We start from the raw sequence: 18,071 nt of genomic DNA, 5'->3' as shown, positions 1-18,071 counted from the left end.
CTACAACAGATCTGGTACGTCCAAGATCGCGACACCAGTTTCTTCACGCCACCGCTCCAGCAGGTCCGCTCGCTCAGACAGGGTGACCGTGGCCTGGACGGTATGACGATGCTCCTCGCCTGCCACCCCCGCTTGCCCGAACAGTGCAATGCACCGCCGGGCATGTTCGAGGTCGTGGCGGGCCCAGTACCGCAGACCCTCGAACCCGGCCTCCCGTAACGCGGCCGCCCACCGCTGCGTCAGCGGATAGTCGGCGGTAGTAAAGATTTCTGCCGTGACTCCGAGCGCGACACCGGTGTTCGCAGTCAGATCAGCGAGCCTGATATCAGCATCCAACGTGATCGTCGACGCTGCACGCGCATCGACCTCGTATCTCGGCACGACCTGTTGGCCACCGAAAATCTCCAGGAGAGTGACCACTTCGTCTTCGGCCAGGTAGCAAGTCCCATCAGGGGCTTCGAGGTCGAACCTGCCGCCGCCATTCGATGAGTACCACCACGGTCCCAGACTGGCCTGATGCGATCGAAACAGCTCGGCCCCAGCCGGGTAGACGCACGACGGAAATCGCTCCGCCAATTCACCGACGGGCTTGGGCTCGAACAGATGAACGACGGCGCGTTCAGCGCTCACGCCGCAAGCCGACTGACCGCAGCCCGGGCAGCGCGAGCAGCCGTAGGAACGTCCCCGTCGAGAAGTGCTTGCCGAGGTGTACGGCCGTCGAGCTCTGGCTGTTCGGTAGTCAGCCACGCGACCGCCAACCATCCACGCGGGTCCTGCCCCGCCCACACACGCAGCACCTCTTGGATGCCGAGAATCGGCTTCGCCGGTTGGGCATCGGTGAAGCCTGCGGCGGCGTAGCCGTATTTGCCGTTGCTGCCGGTCAACCGAAGAACGCGGTTCTCTTTCACAGCCTTGCTCAAGGCAGCACGCGTCCAACCCGCAACGTCGAGGGCCTGACTGGGGGTCAAGATTTCCCCTACGTGCTCACTCCACGCGCGACGCGCCTTGAGGCCGTTGACGATGCCGCCGAGGCCCGCTATTGCATACGCCAGATCACGCTCGTCCGGCGCGCCACTGGCCTCGACCAGCCGGTGCGCCATGACCTCGAAATCCTTCTCGACAGTGGACATACCCTGATCATCCCCGGCTGTTCGCGTCATGTCAACCATGTCAACCTGAATACAGGGATGTGATCGTTAGCGTGCGGGAAGTGTCGTACCTGGCCGGTACGGTCGGGACGCGAAACTCCTGCGACGGGGCAGAGAGTCGAGGTGGGTTGGGAGCGTCTAAATGTCACCGGTGAGCAAGAAACGCAAGGGTGCAGGCAAGGGGTCAGGGCGATCGCGTAGCGGTCCGGGAGCCGCTGCATTGCCAGAATGGGCGCAGCGGGCCGGGTACGTCACACCACCGGTAGCGGGGATCCGTCCCCCTGCGAATCCTGGCGTGACTGCACCGGCAGAAGTGCAGATCATCGACCGGCATTGCCAGATTTGGCAGGCCTACACCGAGGGCGGTTTTTCCGGCACCTGCATTGCTGCGGTGCGTTGCCTGATTCCGGCATTGCGTGACTACGGGATCGAGGCTGAGCCGTTGGTCGTGTACGGGCAGGTGGCGTGGTCGGACGAGCAGTGGGTGGAGCTGGGAAGCCGCACACCGAAATGGGAGTCGGACACATGGTGGACAGGACACCTAGTGTTGTGGATTCCGGCAATGGGCCGGATTGTCGATCCGACCGTCTACCAAGCAAACCGGCGCGGAATGCCGACAACGATCACTCGGGCTCTGGTCTTCTCGATCGGTTCACTAGATCTGATGGAGACAGCGGGAGTGAACAAGGATGGTGCCCTGGTGCAGTACGAACGAGTCATCGGCGCGGACATGAGTTGGTTCGATCGCGATCACGCCGATCGCGAGGCGATCGAAGATGCCCTCCGAATTCTGCGAAGCGCAGTATCCGACTCACTCGGCAGCAAGGCGGACCGAAAATCTGGTTGGATGGAGACCGCGACCCACCCACCATTGGTGGAAGCCTTACGCCTACGAGGCTTGATCTCCGCAACATAATCCGGTAGCTACGCAATCTTCTCAGCGGTAGGCATCTGACCGGTGTGAGATCGCGGTGACCTGCACGATGCGCTGCCCGGCGTCGATCAGATAGAGAACCCGGTAGGTGCCTCTGCGGGCGCTGTAGGCGGGCGAAAGCGGCGGGGCCAGGGGCTTCCCGACCCGCTGCGGATTCTCCAGCAATGCTCCGGTGATGAACTCGTACACCGCAGCGGCGACCTTCTCGGGAAGAGTGTGACTGATAGCGCGAGACGCTGATCGAGCAATCACAAGCCGATACGGCGCTTCAGGCTCACTCACGCGCGGGTAGACCGGCCAGCGACCCGCATGACCTCGGCCAACTCCTTCGCATCGAGACTGTCACCCTCAGGCAGCTCCGCCACGCCCCGAAGATGAGATGTCAGCAGTTCCTGATCCGATAGCACTGCAATGGTCTCCTGCAGCGCATCGAAATCGTCGGCAGCGAGCAACACAGCAGCCCGGTGCCCATTACGGGTGATCTCATACCGGGCGTGGGTTTGTTCTGCATCGTCCACAATCTTGGACAGACGCGCACGCGCATCCGCGACCGGCAAAGTAGTCATGTACATAATTAGAGCGCAAATAGTGCGAGGGTGCAATTGCCGTTCGACGCGACACAGCACTAACTGGTGACCAAAACCCGAAGTTCGCCCATCCGACTTCAGTGCGCGCGGTCAGCGGCGTGGGAATTTCACCACCGCTCTCGGACTCGCTGCAGCCGCCCGAACATGCCGTAGGTCCTAAGATGCATCGTCGAACGGCCCGAATGCCGCTTCGTCCCAATGCCGTTCGAGCGCCGCGTTCCATTCGTCGATATCCGACGCGGAGAACAGATGCATGTTGTGTTCGGTGAGCAAGAACCCGGTGTCGCGCCATGCTTGGAAGTAGGCGGGGTTCTCCCCTGCTTCGCGGGCCTTGTCGATCAGGGAGTCCACGTCCGCCAACAAGTTCTCCTCACTGATCTCCTGCGGCGTGTCAGCAGCTGGGTCGAAGAACAATGGATCGTTCGGCCCGAGATCTCGGCCGAACTTGTCCCGAAACGCCTGTCGCTGCTCTTCGAGAGAGTCGTTGAGCTCCGCACCACCCACCATGTCCTTGCTCCACGACAGAGTGCGCCCACCGTCGGCGTTGGTGCGCCGTTGCACGAACGAGGGATCACCGCTGCGCTCGAGCACCAGCGCAGCGTGCTGCTCACGTGAGACCCCTTGCTGTGCAAGTCGCTTTCGACGTTGCTGGACCTTGCGGGCGCGTTTGTCGCCGGCGGAGGTACGTTTCGATGTCATACCTCCACCGTCTCAGAGATTCTCCAGAACATCCGGTATTCGGCCGATTGCTAACCTTCACGCTATGAGCGCAATCAATCCGAGGGTGGCGTTCGCTGTACCGATGTTTCTCGAAGCGCTGGCCTTGATCGAGTTGGGCCAGCCTCAGCCCGCTGAAGTCCTGGAACATCCGAAGATGATGGCTACCACGATGCTTACTCTGCTCAGTCATGGCGACGACGCGATCTTGGATCTGGGAGATCTTGCGCTCGCGTCGCTTGCCAGGGCTGCGATCGCGCTCTGCGATGCTCCGACTGAATCGGGTGCTGTGGCGACCTACCAACACGCGTTAGACGCGTGGGGTGAGATCAATGCGAACCCATGATCAGAGCGAGACTGGAACAAAATGACCGGCACCATCACACTTGCGGGGGCGTCCTTCGGAACAGCTCGGACAAGCCCTGCAGAGCCATCGTAACCCGATCTACGATTGTCTCGAATTGTTTGTCCGGCTGAAGAGAATTCAGTCCTGCGGCCGACAGCGCAGTCGTAAATTTCGTGCCCTTCATGTGGGCCGAGCCTGCCGATCGGATTCCCTGAAGCTGGCGTAGGGGTCCGACGAGACCATTCGGGTCGGCACCCAAGTTCTCGACGAGTAGCTGTAGGCAGGCAAGCGAAGGACTATTCGTGTCCGCGCCCGAGGACTCTCGAAGAGTCTTGACATCGAGTGCATCCACGATCCCTTTCGACAGAACCATGACACCGTTGTCGCTTTGGCCTTCGGTTGGATTGGTACACAATGCCAAGGCATCGAACGCACGGAGGTCAGCCGGGCCGAGTTGCTTGTACAACGACTCACCGAAGTAGCCAGTGAACGCCTCGATGAGTTCTGCCTTAGCTCGTCTCAGCCGAGCAGGGTCAGGGCGTTCGTCCTCTACCCACTGGCCCGCTAGGTCCCGCACGCTACGTGTGATGGTTATTCCACCGTTCGGCGGGACGTTGTGTGTGAGCCAGTGCTCTCGCTCGGTCTCGGGTAGCCGGATGAGGTGTCCCAGCCACACCTGGACGAGGTTGGCACCGTTGATGTCGACATCGATGGCCCACCGACCGTGGCACGAGACATCGGTCCGCAGCACCGTGTAGCGGTCTGGGTTGTCGCGGTATCGGGTCAGAACATCCGTGTCGAAGAAGACTGGGGTGAGGTAGTTCGCTTCATCGCGCTCGCAACTCAAACGAACCTCGTCGCCGGTCGAGGGGTCGATGTCAACGATGAACGATTGAAACCGCTCAGGCCTTTGCAGATCGTCGGGGTGCTCGCCAGCGGACGCGAACGGCAAAACTGCCTGTTTCCCAACCAACTGCGCTACGAAACCAGGCCCCCGATACGCGTCCCACGCCGTGTAGGCGAACGCTGCGTCTTTGGTGCGAATCTCAAGGTCGATCCGAGCTTCATGCACGCTGTCGTCAGCCCGAGAATGGGCGTGCTGGATCACCAGGCTCATGCTCCGGGCCGCGAGATACTTTCGGAGGTGCCGTGCATTGACTCGAACCTCGTATTCACCAGGATTCGGTCTGACGATCTCGACGACCTCCTCATCGCGGCCCGCGTGATTAGTTCGATACATTGTCTCGTTCGATCGCGTGATCAGGCCCAACCACCATACGAACGACGGCGTGAATTCGATAACGGGTTCTGTGGTTGCCGATGGCACCCAGGACACGTTGACGAACAGATGAAGGTCGTAGCCATCAGGGTTGGAGGTCAAGCCGTCGCGGAAGGCCGGGAGGCGATCAGAGCTGTAACTGGGCTCGCCGAGGTCGTTGATGGACCAATCGGTAGTGGCGAGGAATTTGCGCTGGTCCGATGTCGCCACCAGAAGAGGTTGAAGCGAGCTGTACTTGATTCCGCTCCCTCGATTCCGTAGAACCGAGATCCACTCGGTCGGCTCCGCCTGGATCTCCGAGAGGTAGCTCCTCAGCTGGAGAATCGTGGGCAAAGCCTCATAGCGCTCAAGTGAGCCGGAATTCGGCAGTGGATCGGTCAGCACCCCCTTGATCGTACGGAGGGCAGGCGACCGGGCTGAGAGTCGACTTAGAATGGGCCACCCGTGCTCGCCCGGATGACTAGGGCTGAGCTGCGACATCCAGTCTCGCCAGCGGGAAAATCATGGTCCGCGGCGACTCCGCCTACGGCAACAGCCGCGTCGTACGCGCCTGCATCAAGTTCTCGTTCGTACTGATCAAGAACCGAATCGTCCAACGAGCGATCGCCTCCATCCCTGACACCGCGTGGACGCCCGTGCGCTACCCGGGAGCGGTCCGCGACCCCGACACCGACGGCTGGATCTCCGACGCCGAGGTCGCCGAAACATCGTTCACCGCTTTCTCTTCCACCGCGTATCCTGTTTCTGCACGGTTGATCGTGCGGCGGGTCAAAGACGCCCGCTACCGCGATGCATTGTTTCCGGTGTGGCGGTATCACCCGTTTTTTACCAACAGCACCCTGCCGACGACGACCGCAGATGTCGTCCACCGTGCACACGCGGTCATCGAGACTGTGTTCTCGGATCTGATCGACGGACCGCTCGCGCACATGCCGTCAGGATCGTTTGGCGCGAGCTCTGCCTGGGTGCAGTGCGCAGCGATCGCCCACAACCTGCTGCGCGCCGCCGGAACCGTCTCCGGCGGGCGTCACGCGAAAGCTCGCGGAATAACGCTACGGCGCAAATCGTCAACATTGCCGCGCGTTTCGTGCGGCCACAACGCACACCCACACTGCACCTGCCGCGACACTGGCCGTGGCTCGATGCGTGGCTTCAATTATGGCGCAACATCATTGGCATCAGCCCACCCACACCCGCCTGATCCTCACCCGACCCGCCGACTCGGCCCGAGCAACGACAATCGTGGAAATGCTGGGTAGACCAGCGGACGAAACACGCCCAACCAGTCCCGACCCCACAATTCGGTCATCGACCACAGTGGGTCACCTCAGTCCGTGGATCGAGGGTAAGTAAATGTGATCCTTGCCACTTTCGGAAAATCATGCGACTGTATGAGGCAATCGCCGTTCCCCTGCAGACAGTGTGATGACGGGAAGTGTGCAGTGACCAGTACCGAGTTCGGACGCAGTTTGAACAAGGATTCCGGCCCCACCAACCAGCCACCTCCAGCCAGCGACGCATCCACGTTGAACGTCGCCTTGTACCCGTACACGCCCGAACCGAAATGGTTCGAGTCCACCATCAGAGCCGCGTGGCACAGCGTCCAACCGGATGTCGCTCTCAATTTCGTCTACACCTACGACTGTTACAAAGGCGATCCGCCGTCCACTGTGGACGTTTTTGCCTACGACTGCATCTTCGCTGATCACATGCGTCAGTTCTGTGTCGAGTTCGATATCGACGGCACCGCAGACTTTTACCCGTGGTCTCTCGCATCGCTGAAAACGGAATCCTCGGAGTATCAAGGAATACCGTATTTAGGGTGCATGCAAATTTTGATTCGCCGTCTCACTGACGCAGCACTGGGTGCGCCGGGGATGACTGTCGAAGAATTACACAAAATCCTCGGCGACGGGGATCCGAAAGCAGTCTGGCCCGCGCAGGGTCAAGGCATGCTGTTGGATTTTACTGGGGGAACGACCGTCGCGTGCATGTACGAGCAGGCCGTCATGGAGGAGTCGGGCCAGTTTCCGCTCACTCCCGCCCTTCCCCCCTGTCCAGGACTCGATCAGCAAGGCCTCGCCGACATGCAGGTGCTGCGAAACATCGCCGGGTACGCCCAGGCGACATATCCCGACTCGGGCTACGACCGAATCACGAAATGGAACCAGCGGATCGGTCGAGCCTTCGTAGGCTTGACCGAAATCTTCCACTTCATCGACAACGTCGACGCCTCGACCTATTCAGTCATGCCGCTGAGCTCCGAACCTATCGAAAAAGTGGGGATACCGCTTTATACCGACGCACTTTCCGTCAATGTGGCCATCGCCCAGGAAAAGCGAGCAACGGCTATCCAGCTCGTGAAGTTGATTGCATCGACCAACGTGATGCTCGAGTGCATGTCCCCAACAGGAAAGAAACCGCAATACCTGGTGCCCACCCGGCAATCGCTGATGAATCAGCTCCTGGCCCGGCAACCCAATTCGGCGGTGTACAACATCATGCGCAACATCATTTCCAACGACATGGCCCATCCATTTCGACTTGGGGCCGATTCCCGTACCTGGCTCGACTCGACCAAAGGCTGCATCAAAACTGAAATCCTCGGGCCACCCCCCGCTGGCGTTGCGGAGCATGTCGGCGAAGACAGCGCCGTGTTCAACGACCCCGCGTACGCTTCCACACCTGCAGGGCTACTTCGCCGCCCGTGACAGGAGTCCGTCGCAAAGTCGTAAGCAATGGCTGGTTGTGCCACGTTTGGTCCTCGCCGTTCGGACACGCGGCAATGGAGTATCGCTATGAGATCCATACATGCGGTCCGGTTGCCCACACCACCGCTGTCTGAGTGTCGCGGGGTTTGCGTCGAAATTCGTCGAACACCGTGCAAGCTTTTGGCTAAGGGATTACCCTGCCGAGTTTCACCCGATGCTCGACTACTACATCGAGCACTCGACGCGGGTCGGTGGCCGCATCGTAAGCCCTCCCCCGCTGCTGCATCGATCACCACAGCTGCCCAGGTAACGGCCAAGCGTGATCGGGAGCAGACACAGTCGACGCTGCAGATCGGCGACCTGGACGAACACGTTTGGCACCGTCTGCTAGCCCAATTTTGGATCATCTACGACACAGCGCAAAGGCGTGCGCGCGAAATTAGTGCTCGCGGCGGACAGCGGACCGCACATTTTGAGGTGCAGCCCCCGCAGTGATGCTGCGGATAGCTCTCTCGTTGGGTGCTGCCCGAACAATGGTGCGATCACCCGCAGCCGATGTCGGGACCACCACCACAGGGCGCGCGCTGGCACGTGGAGCCGACGACCCCGCCGGCGGATTCTGATCTTTCGAGGCCGTCACGCCGACGCCCCCTGCTGCTTCTCTATCTGGCGTCGCACTTCGTCGATCGTGCGGGAACTGCCCTCGTAGTTGCCCACCAGCCGAGGATTGGGACGCAAGGCCACCTTGCGACGCCGCGACGCCGTCGCCGGGCTCGCCGAGCCCACCGGTCGATCAGGTTTCTGCTGCTCGTTCACCGTAGCCATGATGTCCTCCTACATCCGAATGATAGCCGTCACGAGCAACACCAGCACAGATCCAGCCAACAGACCCGTCGTGATCCGCAACCGCATCAGCTTGCTCCGAAGCCGCATCTCTGTCACCTGATAAATCGACACCAGTGTCGACGCGATCTCGAACCGGCCCGTCGTCTCATCGACTGTCGAATACTCCTCCAACACCACTTCCGGATTGAGCCCCGACGCGGTATTGGGTGCAATCACGAATGCCGCCATGATTGCCGCCGCACCGGCCAGGGCAGCACCCGCAACCTCCCACACACCGATCCCCGCGGGATTGCGCAACACGATCCCCACCAGAATGCCCGCGAATCCCAGCAGCACACCCCCGCGCTGATCGATGCTCGTCACTCGGCGTTCCTGAGAATCCAGCGTCCGTTCGATGCTCGCGTGCACCATCTCGATTGCCGCCGGATTCAGCTCGACACTCACCGGGTTGAGCTCGGACGCCATCTCTTCGCCAGCAGCGGAGTCCGGTGAAGCATTTTCGCGCCCACCCCGGTCGTTCGATTCCACTGCTAGCGCCCCCTTTTCGACATCAATTTCGGCTGCGCCGAACCTCGTCGGCCACACCGCACCCATCAGCCGGCGCACCATGACACTCACCGCAATATTGTCTCAGCACACCACCGGCAACGTGTGTGAACACCTCTCACTGCGTCCTGCGTCTTCGAGCGGATCGACGGAGCAGACGACGTCTCAGGTCATCAGGATCGGACATGATGTACATCAAGTACAGCAGCGGCAGGTACATCAGTGTCGCCGGCAGCCGGCCGTTGTGTTGCGCGAAAAGTCGGTCACGGACGGGATCAGGTTTGTCGAACCCGTGTGTAGTGTTCCTGCGCAAACGCATGAACTGACTCACTGCGTCATCGAGTGACAGGGATTTGTCCGCTCCACCGGGCAGCTTCAGAATTACCTTCTCCGACCTACGGTAATTCTTGATGAAGAACCCGTCCCCCACTTCGGTCAACGCTTCCACACCAAAAGCCGCGTACGGAAGCAGGACGGACTGAACATCAGCAGGCATACGTTCTCGAACTTGCTGCAGCGCTTTCGCCGCAACCGAGGGCTTGCACAGTGCCGTGAGATCCCATGAAAGCCAGGTCGCCTCGATCAGGTCCATTGCTGACCACATCAGAACTCCGGCTGCGTAGTCGTCGTGCAGCGATAGCAGCGTCGAGGTAACTCGTTGCAGAAGATCCGCAAATTCCATCAACCGGTTCTGCTGCGCATAGGGGAGGTAGTCACCGTCAGCATCTGCGAACAGGCATGGGTTCAGGAGATGCCCGAGAACAGAGTTCATCTGAGCAACCCACCAAGCGACGGCCGCACCCCACGCCTCCGGTGCCGGCGGCTCCTGCCGCTGGGGAAGGCGACCCACTGGTGATCGGGGAAGTACCTGATGCGCTTCGTACGGAACAGGAGACCTCCCGACAATATCTGTGCCGAGAGTGAAAATCACCGCACCCGACACCCTGTTCGCTTGAAACGCCCATACCCATGGAGACCGTGCGGCCAACAACGGACCGAGATGGCTCGCGGGAATCAAGACACTGCTCAGGATCGACGATCCCGACGCGAAAATGGTCTCATCGACGTCGATCGGCCCGCGTCGTATGTCGTCGAGAAGTTCGGGGTCCTGATTCAGACGTAACACGAAACCAGGAAACCTGATCCGACGGTGCGTGGCGTTGCCATAGCGAACAACGTGGACAGCATGCCGGTCGAACGGATGCTCGTCATCGTCGTCCGAAGTTCCGGCCAACTCCCTACTCGCGTCCTGTACTGCCGCGGACAAGGCTCGATCGCTGGCGGTGATGACAGGTAGCTGGAGTCCGTACAGGAACGATCCCACCGCACCCGCGCTCATCTGTCTGATCGCGCGAAGGCGCTCCTCAACGACTCGCCCATGGTCCAGCCTGGAGACGTAAGGGTCTTGCGGGAGGTCGACGAGCTCGTCATCGACGTCCGCTTCCGAACCCGACAGGGTGCGAACGGTCATAAAATCGACACAGTCCATGCTGGCAGCCGGCTCGGTTAACGCCCACACATCGGGCGCGGACGTGTGGGCGACCTCGAACCCCAACTCTTCCAGGTAGGCCTGCACTTGCCCCCCAGCCAATTCCGGTGGCATCGTGACGTTGACAGTCAACCGTTCAGGCATTCCACCAGCCTACAAACCGGTAAGCCTGGAGTGACTCAATTTCGCACCCGAGGAGCGGGGGCGCACGGCTCTAATTTGTGACCAGGACCTGCAGTTCACCAATCCGAACTTCAGTACGCGAAGTCAGCGGCGTGGGTATGACTCCACCGACCGTCCCGTTGGGTGTCGTCGCTGTCCACGTGACGAGCCAATTCGATGTCGCGGAGACCTTGAATGTCCCACCGGGCTCGGTAGTGGACGTCTTGTGATAAACGATATTGCCGCACGTCGGACTTGGAAGCCCTTGTGCAACATCGGTATACGGCGTGAAGGGCAGTAACGCACCTGGGCACACCGACGGCACGGATCCGTCCCCCCAATTGACGACCACGGACGTATTGACCCCTGTAGCAGAAACTATGACACCCGGTCCTGCTGCAGTTCTGGTCACGGGGCCGACTGTCGATTCCCGTGGGTCAGCGACCCAGAACCAGCCGGGTAGACCAACCAGGCCGACAGCACCTGTGTTTGCGGGGTTCGGGGTGATGCCTATTCCGGGCGGATCCAACTGCATTGCCGTAACCGCTTGGCCGACAACGGTCATAACGTCGACCACCGGAGGCGTAGCCGGCACCCCAACGTCCGGAATTTGAACACACGGACCGGCCGCTTCGCAGGACCATGTTGTGCCGTCATCATTAACGACGTTCACTGCCATCGGGGCACCACTATCAGCATTTCGAACAAGCGTCATATTGGCGGCGTCAGTCGACGGAACGAACTCGAGCGGCGGTCCGGACGGCGCGGCGCTCCCACCACCTCCCCCGCCCACAGCAGCTGGCGCGGATCCAGTCGTTCCACCCCCTGACGGCACACTCGTGTACGTACCTTCGACCACAACTGTCGAACCACCCAAGCCTCCGCCGAAGGCACCGCCAGTTCCGGTGCCGATCCCCGGCTGCGCAAATACTGGGTTCGCGTTGAACACTCCAACTAGAAGCACTGATGCGATAACCCCAAGCGGCTTACGCATGACCCACCGCCCTTATGGATTCCAGTTGCCTACTTGCCAAACCGTCGATCATGGTGCGTCGCATGGGGTACCCGAAGAAGTCACTGCATCGGAAACAATGCGCCAGCCTGATGAATCTGGCCACGCCACGTTCTCCAGAGTCGGCTTGCCCAGCTCCCGCCGGACTCGGTCAGGAGGGAGCACACTCGTGCCGTCCGGACGGATCTGGTCATAGTTCGAGCTGTCGATGCAGACTCGCAATGTTGCCGACGCTTCTTCCTTAATTGGGTTCCCGTCAGCATCCTTTGGTGCCTGCAGTTCCGTCACGAATGCATCTGCGACAGTCGCAGCACCCGTGGAGACAATTCCTTGAGATCGGCGCAGGTTCACGTTTGCCTTCAACTGATCGAGGATCTTTCCACTCGCAACAGAGTCCAGCATGTTGATGTCTACAGCAGGATCGCTCTCGACCTTCGCGAGAACGGCGAAGAACTCATTCACCTTTGCTGTTGCCTGCTCGGTCGCCTGTTGTTCCGGGGACTTTTCGACGCCCTCTGGTCCCGTGAGGACCGGCTGCGTGGTGGTCGTTACGGGGGTCGCCTCAATGTCACCGCTCCCGCATGCGACGCTGATGCTTGCAGCGGCTGCTACTGCGAGGATTGCCGCGCCTGTGCGACGTCGTGTGCTGATCATCGTGGACCCCCTACGTTGTTCTGTGCGTTGTACTGCGATAACGATAATGGTGCGGCTGTTTGGACCGTAACGTGCTTACCGGACACTTCAGACACCTCGATTGACGCGACTGCTATCAACTGGCTATTGCTCCGATCCGGTAGAGGGCGTTGCCGCCATTGTGGAATTGCGCGAGGGCGCGCAAGAGTTCGTCGGTTTCGGGTTCTGGGTCGACATCGATGTCGGCGAGGTTCGCGAGCAGTTGGTCGATCAGCTCCTGGGTCTTGCTGATCTCGTCGCTCCCGTGGGTAGCGATGATCGCCAGTCTCCAGAGACCTTCTCGGAACGGTTCGACGGTGACGCCGCGGTTTGCGGTGGTGAGCGCGGCGGAAAGATCTCCGGTCTTTATTTGTCTGGTGGCGAGCTCTTCGAGGGCATCCGCGAGGGTCGAGATCATGTGCTGCTGTAGGTTTCGTGCCCACCCGTAACGGTCTGACCGTGTCCCGGCGAATGGTTGATCGTTTACCAGTTCTGCAGCCGTCCGCAATTCCGCATCGGTGGCGGCGGCCGGAGTGGTGTCGATCAGTTGTTGCCAGTAGTCCCAGTCCGATCGGACATCGGGGTGCAGTCGGTAGCCGGTGCGGCCGGTGCGGTCGCCGTGCTTCGGAAATGCCTGCTCACCGTTCTCTGTCTCTCCCAACCAATTTCGCAGTCTCGAGAGGTAGTTCTGGCGTCGTGTCGCCTTCTTTTTCGGCTGATCCTCCAGAGGGAGTTTGTCGAAATTGTCTGCAGGCCAGATCTTTTTGTCGATGGAGTCGTGTTTGATTCCCGGGTGGATGGAGAGAAGAGCGGCGATCTCGGTTAGGAGTACTTCACGGCCGTCCTTGGGTGGCTCCCCGGTCGGGGTGGTGACTGCTGGTTTCCCGAGAAGATGGAGCCAGAGATGTCCCGGGGCCGGTACGTCACCAGCGACAGGAGCGATGGGTGGGGCCTGGTCGTCGTACCTGATCGCTTCTGGGGATGTCCACTGCGCGGCGTCCGGGCTGTAGGTCGGAACGTTTGTGACGTCGGGGGCGGTCTCCGATGCGGTAGTTCCGTTCAGCAGCAGCTGGTCGGTGGGGTCGATCGTGGTGACGGAGTCGAGGAAGGTCTCAGCGCTTTCGGCGTCGGTGAGGTGTGCGTCGATTTCGGCTGCAGCCCAGGGGTCGTGCATGGACGACTCTGTGGGGATAGCTGGCTGTGTGGCGGTCGCGAGGTAGGCGGTAATGCCTTCATATTGGTCCGGCTCGAGAAATGCTGGCTGGAATGCGAAGCCGCCGTCGGTGTCTCGTTTGACAAGGCTTGCGGTGTTGCGGTCGACGATGTCGAGTGTCCACGCGGCCTGGGTGTTCTCGCTGGCGGTGCTGGCGGTGCTGGCGGCAGCGAACGCCACGCGCGGTGTGGCGGCCAGGATCTGATCGAGTGATTGCTGTTGGTCGGCCGTCAACTGACTCGCGATGAGAACTACTTCGGGGGCGGTCATTTCGCTTGTGTCGTAGATCGAACGGGCCGCTGCAATGCTGTCGATGTGTTGTTCGACGAGGGTGTCTTGGTCACGTTCGGCTTGTCGGGCGAGTCTGGCCAGCACTTCGCCTGGTTGGTCGGTGTGCTCGATTCGACCGTTGCCGAACAGTTCGGGGAGCTCCTGTCCGAAACCGATCAGCGTCAGGTGCAGATTGTCGGCGAGCGGGGATTCGACGAGTTCGAGGGCCAGGGCCTGGAGAGTGCCGCGGGCGTGCTCTGGTGAAGCTGAGACGCCGAGGTAGCCGAGTTCTTCCAGGTTGAGAAGAACTTGGGTTCGGTCGTCTGTGGAACCGAGTGTCACGAGCGTGGGGTACGGGCTGATTGTGGTGGGTGCTGGGGCGATCCGGACGTCGGCGGGGAGGGTCCAGGTGCCGGTCTCTGATCTGAGCCACTGGTCCGGCAGTACGGAGTCATCAAGGATTACTAGCTCCACCGCATCGGGACCGATGAATGCGCCGAGTAATGCCGGCAGTGCGTTGCCCTGTGTCCGAGCGTGTTCGGCGATAGTCCTCAGTGCTTCGTCGAGCCGCGTGAGGACGTTGTTGTCCGCTGCAGAATGAATCTGTTCTTCCACAACTGCTGCAGCGCCCCAGGTTTGAGGGAGGGTCTCGCCTCTGCGGCGATCGTGCTGTTGACGGTGCCGGCGCAGCCCGAAGGCCCCAGCCAGTCCGATGGCCGCTAGGGCTGAGATACCGAGCCACAATGTGCTGTTCTGATCCTCGGAGACATCGCTTGGCTGCGCAGTGGCGGCGATATATACCGGGTCTGTCGTCGATGTATTCAGTGGGATCTGGGTGGCTGGCTGAGTCGGGGCGGGAGCTGCAGCAGGACTGGGTGACGACGTCTGCGCTGGAGCAGGCATTTGAGCGGGTGCCGGCCCGGGTGCCACAACATCTGCGCCCGCGGACTCAGCAGCAGGTTCGGAAGCTGCCACCGGGGCGGGAGCCTCTGCTGGCTCAGGGGCGGCCACCGGAGCAGGCGCTGGCTCAGGAACCGCCGACGGGGCGGGGGCCTCTGCCTGCTCAGGGGCTGCTGGAGCAGGCGCTGGCTCAGGAGCCGCCGCTGTCGGAGCAGGTAGCTGTGACGAAGCGCTGTTGAGTTCGATGCCGAAAATCTTCGCAGCGGCGGCGGCAGCGGCCTGCGCTTCTGCCTGAGCCTGTTCGTCACCGCCCGGAACCATCTCCGCTTGTTCCGGAACGTCGGTGCCACCCAGGAGAGGTGCAGCGGAGGACAGTTCAGGCGCTGCTGCGGGGGCCGGTTCAGGAGCGGCAGCCGGAGCCGGTTCGGGAGCGGCAGCGACCGGGGCCGGTTCAGGAGCGACGGTCGGTTCGGGCACAGCAGCAGGTACAGGAGCGGCAGCAACCGGGGCCGGGTCGGGGGAAGCAACCGGACCCGGTTCGGGCGTGACGGTCTCGGCGGTTTGATCGTTGACGGTGAGCTGCTGGCCGACGTGGATGATTGTCGACGGTGCAGTTCCGTCGGCGTTGATGATTTCTTTGTAGCGGTGTCCGTCACCCAGATGTTGCTCGGCGATGCTCCAGAGACTGTCGCCTTCTCGAACTGTGTAGGCCCCGTCGACGGTTGTGGGTGCGGCGGCGGGGAGCTGAAGTTTCCATCCTGGTTGCAGCCATCCGTCGACGGTCAGGACGTCGGCGTTGAGTTGCTTGATCTCGGTGTATCGAAAGCCATCGCCAAGGTGGCGTTCTGCGAGTTTCCATAGGCTGTCGCCCTGCTGCACCGTGATGGTTTCCCCGTTGATGGGGCGGGCGGGGGCTTCTGCTGGATGCGGTTGGCTTTGTTGCGTTACTTGGATCGGTGCCGAGTGGGCAGGGGCGTCGAAGAGCGGTAGTGCTGTGGCGGTGAGGGGTTGGGCTGTGGCGGTGCCCGCTGTTACCAGCATGAGCGCTCCGCCTATGAGAACGGAGGCGCTTCGCTGCTGGAAGCCGAGGCCTCGGAGTTGAGGTGCTTTGATGCCGCGTAGTGCTGCGACGAGTTCGATGACGGTGCTGAAGGTGAAGGTGGCCCAGGCGAGCCAGCCGATCCAGGTCACGAATCCGAGGAAGAGTGATCCGTCGTCTTGGGTGGTCAGAGCTGTTTTGATCTGGTCGAGATCGGGCAGCGTCGTCGGTATTGGGTTGCCGCGGAATGTCCACAGTGCGAGCGGAATTCCGACGACGAGGACGAGTAGGACGATCAGGTAGAGCAAACCAGTCAAGCGCCGTCGGATGGTGGTCATGCGGGTGTCCTTTCCGATGGCTGCAGGGTGGCCGGGGTCGTGCAGCGTTGCGCCGCGAGCTGTCGAATCACGTCCTCCGTCTTCTCGTGGAGTTCTGCGACTCGTCTGCTCTGCGGTCGATTGGTCATGGTGTGCCGGGGATTCCGAGGTTGGTGCGGTTCAGGTTGACGGTGGCTGTTCCGATGATCTGCTGTGGCCCGACGCCGATCAAACCGAGGACACGGGGTTGGTAGGTCGTTGTGGTGGTGATCAGCAGTGTTGTCGGTCCGGTCTGCACGACGACGCCGGGGATTCCTGCTGCGGCAAGGTATTTGGTGGCTTTGGCTTGGGCTGTCAGCGGGTTGACGACGACGTTGGTACCGCGGACTGCGAGTGGTTCGATGATGGCTTGTCCTGCCCCGCGGGCTGCTTCTTCAGCGACTTGCTCGGCGCGCTGCTTGGCGTAAACTTTGCCGCCGCCGTCGACGACGAGACCCATCATGATCAGCAACGCCATGGCTGTGATGACGCTCCACATGGCGATGGTTCCGGCGTCGTTGTGCGCGTCTCGCCGTGTGCAGGCGGCCACCGCCCGGCGTAGTGCTTCGGTCATCAGGCGCGCTCCCGGTAGGTGTCGACGGGTGAAGTCGCGGTTGCTGTGATGGTCCGTGAGCCCATGACTTGCGGGAATCCGAGTGCGTCGAGGGAGATGACGCACGTGACGGTGGCCGAGACGGAAGCCGTGACGCCGGGGCGAGTTCTGAATCCGCCGAGGTCGGTGTTGACGTTGAGAGCGGAACAGGTGAGCCCTCGTGCTGCCAGGTCGTTTCGCGCGGCTGCTTGCGCATCGGGGGCTGCGGAGAACGCCGTTCGCGCGATGGAGGCGGTACGCGCGGCCTCGTTCGCGGCGTGGACTACTTTCTGGTGCGCTTGCGCGAGAACGCCGAAGGTGACGATCAGTGCGATCAGGAACAGTGTGGCGGGGGCGACGATGACAGTCTGCAGGGCCGATCCTCGGTCGTCGGCTCTGGCTGCGGCTGCCAGCTGGCGCAGTTTGTTCGCGGTGTTCATCTGGTTCCTGGGGCAGTGACTCGTTCAACGGGAAGCGTCTCGCTGACATTGATGTCGAGGGAGAAGAAGGGGATGAGGCGGATGGGTTGTCCGGTGATCTGGACAGTTGCTTCTCGCAAGCCTCGGTTGACGACAATGACGGGTGCTCGAAGGGTCGTCGGGCCGGCGGTGGATGCGAAGGCGTAGCCCGCCGCTGTTCCGGCCGCAGCGCTGCCGAATTGCGATCGCGCTTGTCGTAGAGCTTCTTCACCGGTCGAAATCGCTACGGTCCGTGCGTGAGCGTAGAGAGCTGCCTGGATTGCGATGAGGAAGAGCAGTAGGACGACGCCGAATACCACGACTGTTTCGAGGGCTGCGCCGCGGTCGTCTCGACGTATGCGGGTGAGCCATTCGCGTAGTGGTACATGTGTGTCGGTGAGCAACGCTGGTCCTCCCCTGTCTCGTTGGGCGAGTGGTGGGGTTACTGGATTCGGTTGAGGTAGCGCTGTGCAACCACGGTGATTCCGGCGACGATAGCGATGGCGAGGATGACGAGGCCGGCGGTGATGACGACGGTCTCCATGCTGTAGCCCTTGTCGCTTTTGCGTCCGCCGGCGCGCTCGGTCATCCGGGTATAGGAGAACAGTGCCAATGCGAACAGTGTTGCGGTGGTTGCTGCGATCCGGTTTGCGATTGTGCGCGATGCTGCCATGTGACGTTTCCCTTCGATATGTAAAAGCCCTGGTTATGACGGTTCTGGATGCCGGTCAGACTATCGCCAAGACCGGACACTTCGAGCAGGTGAAGTGCACGGATCGGTGTTTGCACAGCTC

Annotated in this window: 18 protein-coding genes and 1 pseudogene; 4 read left to right on the top strand and 15 right to left on the bottom strand. The window is 61.3% G+C overall.

Annotation, left to right across the window (positions count from 1 at the left end; translation table 11 throughout):
• Together BH95_RS26930 and BH95_RS26925 are read right to left on the bottom strand one after the other, a co-directional pair.
• A complete protein-coding gene (locus tag BH95_RS26930; RefSeq protein ID WP_015586099.1) occupies positions 1–630 on the bottom strand; it encodes an RES family NAD+ phosphorylase in 630 nt (209 codons plus the stop codon).
• Positions 627–1,130 (bottom strand): hypothetical protein, encoded by a 504-nt coding sequence (locus tag BH95_RS26925; protein WP_015586098.1) that lies wholly within the window; start codon positions 1,128–1,130, stop codon positions 627–629. The genes BH95_RS26930 and BH95_RS26925 overlap by 4 nt, the downstream gene beginning before the upstream one ends.
• A 313-nt stretch (positions 1,131–1,443) precedes the next feature.
• Between BH95_RS26925 and BH95_RS26920 the strand changes: the two genes are divergently transcribed.
• Positions 1,444–2,064 (top strand): hypothetical protein, encoded by a 621-nt coding sequence (locus tag BH95_RS26920; RefSeq protein WP_032364994.1) that lies wholly within the window; start codon positions 1,444–1,446, stop codon positions 2,062–2,064.
• 21 nt (positions 2,065–2,085) lie between these two features.
• Here the strand turns inward: BH95_RS26920 and BH95_RS26915 are convergent, their stop codons facing one another.
• The 3 genes from BH95_RS26915 to BH95_RS26905 all read right to left on the bottom strand — a co-directional run bounded on the left by BH95_RS26915 (position 2,086) and on the right by BH95_RS26905 (position 3,368).
• On the bottom strand, positions 2,086–2,364 hold the full coding sequence (locus BH95_RS26915; RefSeq protein WP_015586096.1) for a type II toxin-antitoxin system RelE family toxin: 279 nt from the start codon (positions 2,362–2,364) through the stop codon (positions 2,086–2,088).
• Entirely contained in the window at positions 2,361–2,648 is a 288-nt protein-coding gene (locus BH95_RS26910; protein ID WP_230591632.1) for a type II toxin-antitoxin system Phd/YefM family antitoxin, read from the bottom strand. Before BH95_RS26910 ends, BH95_RS26915 begins: the two co-directional genes overlap by 4 nt.
• Positions 2,649–2,825: 177 nt before the next feature.
• Positions 2,826–3,368, bottom strand: a complete 543-nt coding sequence (locus BH95_RS26905) for a hypothetical protein (RefSeq protein ID WP_015586094.1) — start codon at positions 3,366–3,368, stop codon at positions 2,826–2,828.
• Positions 3,369–3,432: 64 nt separating this feature from the next.
• Between BH95_RS26905 and BH95_RS26900 the strand changes: the two genes are divergently transcribed.
• Positions 3,433–3,732: a hypothetical protein gene (locus BH95_RS26900; protein WP_015586093.1), complete on the top strand. Its 300-nt coding sequence runs from the start codon at positions 3,433–3,435 to the stop codon at positions 3,730–3,732.
• 34 nt (positions 3,733–3,766) lie between these two features.
• Here the strand turns inward: BH95_RS26900 and BH95_RS26895 are convergent, their stop codons facing one another.
• A complete protein-coding gene (locus tag BH95_RS26895; protein WP_052049375.1) occupies positions 3,767–5,395 on the bottom strand; it encodes a hypothetical protein in 1,629 nt (542 codons plus the stop codon).
• Between the two features lie 110 nt (positions 5,396–5,505).
• Between BH95_RS26895 and BH95_RS26890 the strand changes: the two are divergent.
• Both BH95_RS26890 and bcmE read left to right on the top strand, forming a co-directional pair.
• Positions 5,506–6,212: pseudogene (locus BH95_RS26890) on the top strand (transposase); the annotation flags it as partial.
• Between the two features lie 241 nt (positions 6,213–6,453).
• Positions 6,454–7,722 carry a thiamine pyridinylase gene (gene bcmE, locus BH95_RS26885; protein ID WP_032364993.1) on the top strand — a complete coding sequence of 423 codons (1,269 nt, stop codon included), beginning with the start codon at positions 6,454–6,456 and terminating at the stop codon, positions 7,720–7,722.
• A 636-nt stretch (positions 7,723–8,358) separates the two neighbouring features.
• Here bcmE and BH95_RS26880 read toward each other — a convergent pair.
• From BH95_RS26880 to BH95_RS26840, 9 genes are all read right to left on the bottom strand, one after another.
• Positions 8,359–8,547: a hypothetical protein gene (locus BH95_RS26880; RefSeq protein WP_015586087.1), complete on the bottom strand. Its 189-nt coding sequence runs from the start codon at positions 8,545–8,547 to the stop codon at positions 8,359–8,361.
• Positions 8,548–8,556: 9 nt separating this feature from the next.
• Complete coding sequence (locus BH95_RS26875; protein WP_139278539.1) at positions 8,557–9,186, bottom strand: hypothetical protein; 630 nt, start codon at positions 9,184–9,186, stop codon at positions 8,557–8,559.
• A 46-nt stretch (positions 9,187–9,232) separates the two neighbouring features.
• Positions 9,233–10,747: a hypothetical protein gene (locus BH95_RS26870; RefSeq protein ID WP_015586085.1), complete on the bottom strand. Its 1,515-nt coding sequence runs from the start codon at positions 10,745–10,747 to the stop codon at positions 9,233–9,235.
• Positions 10,748–11,807: 1,060 nt separating this feature from the next.
• Positions 11,808–12,431, bottom strand: a complete 624-nt coding sequence (locus BH95_RS26865; protein WP_015586083.1) for a hypothetical protein — start codon at positions 12,429–12,431, stop codon at positions 11,808–11,810.
• Positions 12,432–12,546: 115 nt separating this feature from the next.
• The gene (locus BH95_RS29875) at positions 12,547–16,209 is read right to left on the bottom strand and encodes a LysM peptidoglycan-binding domain-containing protein (protein ID WP_015586082.1); all 3,663 of its coding nucleotides are present in this window, start codon (positions 16,207–16,209) and stop codon (positions 12,547–12,549) included.
• Between the two features lie 124 nt (positions 16,210–16,333).
• On the bottom strand, positions 16,334–16,801 hold the full coding sequence (locus tag BH95_RS26855; RefSeq protein WP_015586080.1) for a pilus assembly protein TadG-related protein: 468 nt from the start codon (positions 16,799–16,801) through the stop codon (positions 16,334–16,336).
• Positions 16,801–17,259, bottom strand: coding sequence for a TadE family protein (locus BH95_RS26850; protein WP_015586079.1), 459 nt, complete (start codon positions 17,257–17,259; stop codon positions 16,801–16,803). Before BH95_RS26850 ends, BH95_RS26855 begins: the two co-directional genes overlap by 1 nt.
• Positions 17,256–17,681 carry a type II secretion system protein gene (locus BH95_RS26845; RefSeq protein WP_015586078.1) on the bottom strand — a complete coding sequence of 142 codons (426 nt, stop codon included), beginning with the start codon at positions 17,679–17,681 and terminating at the stop codon, positions 17,256–17,258. Before BH95_RS26845 ends, BH95_RS26850 begins: the two co-directional genes overlap by 4 nt.
• A 38-nt stretch (positions 17,682–17,719) precedes the next feature.
• The gene (locus BH95_RS26840) at positions 17,720–17,950 is read right to left on the bottom strand and encodes a hypothetical protein (RefSeq protein WP_015586077.1); all 231 of its coding nucleotides are present in this window, start codon (positions 17,948–17,950) and stop codon (positions 17,720–17,722) included.
• Between the last annotated feature and the right edge of the window lie 121 nt (positions 17,951–18,071).

This window comes from Rhodococcoides fascians A44A (assembly GCF_000760735.1).
Classification (GTDB): Bacteria; Actinomycetota; Actinomycetes; order Mycobacteriales; family Mycobacteriaceae; genus Rhodococcoides; species Rhodococcoides fascians_E.
This window is presented reverse-complemented; position numbering and strand designations above follow the sequence as displayed.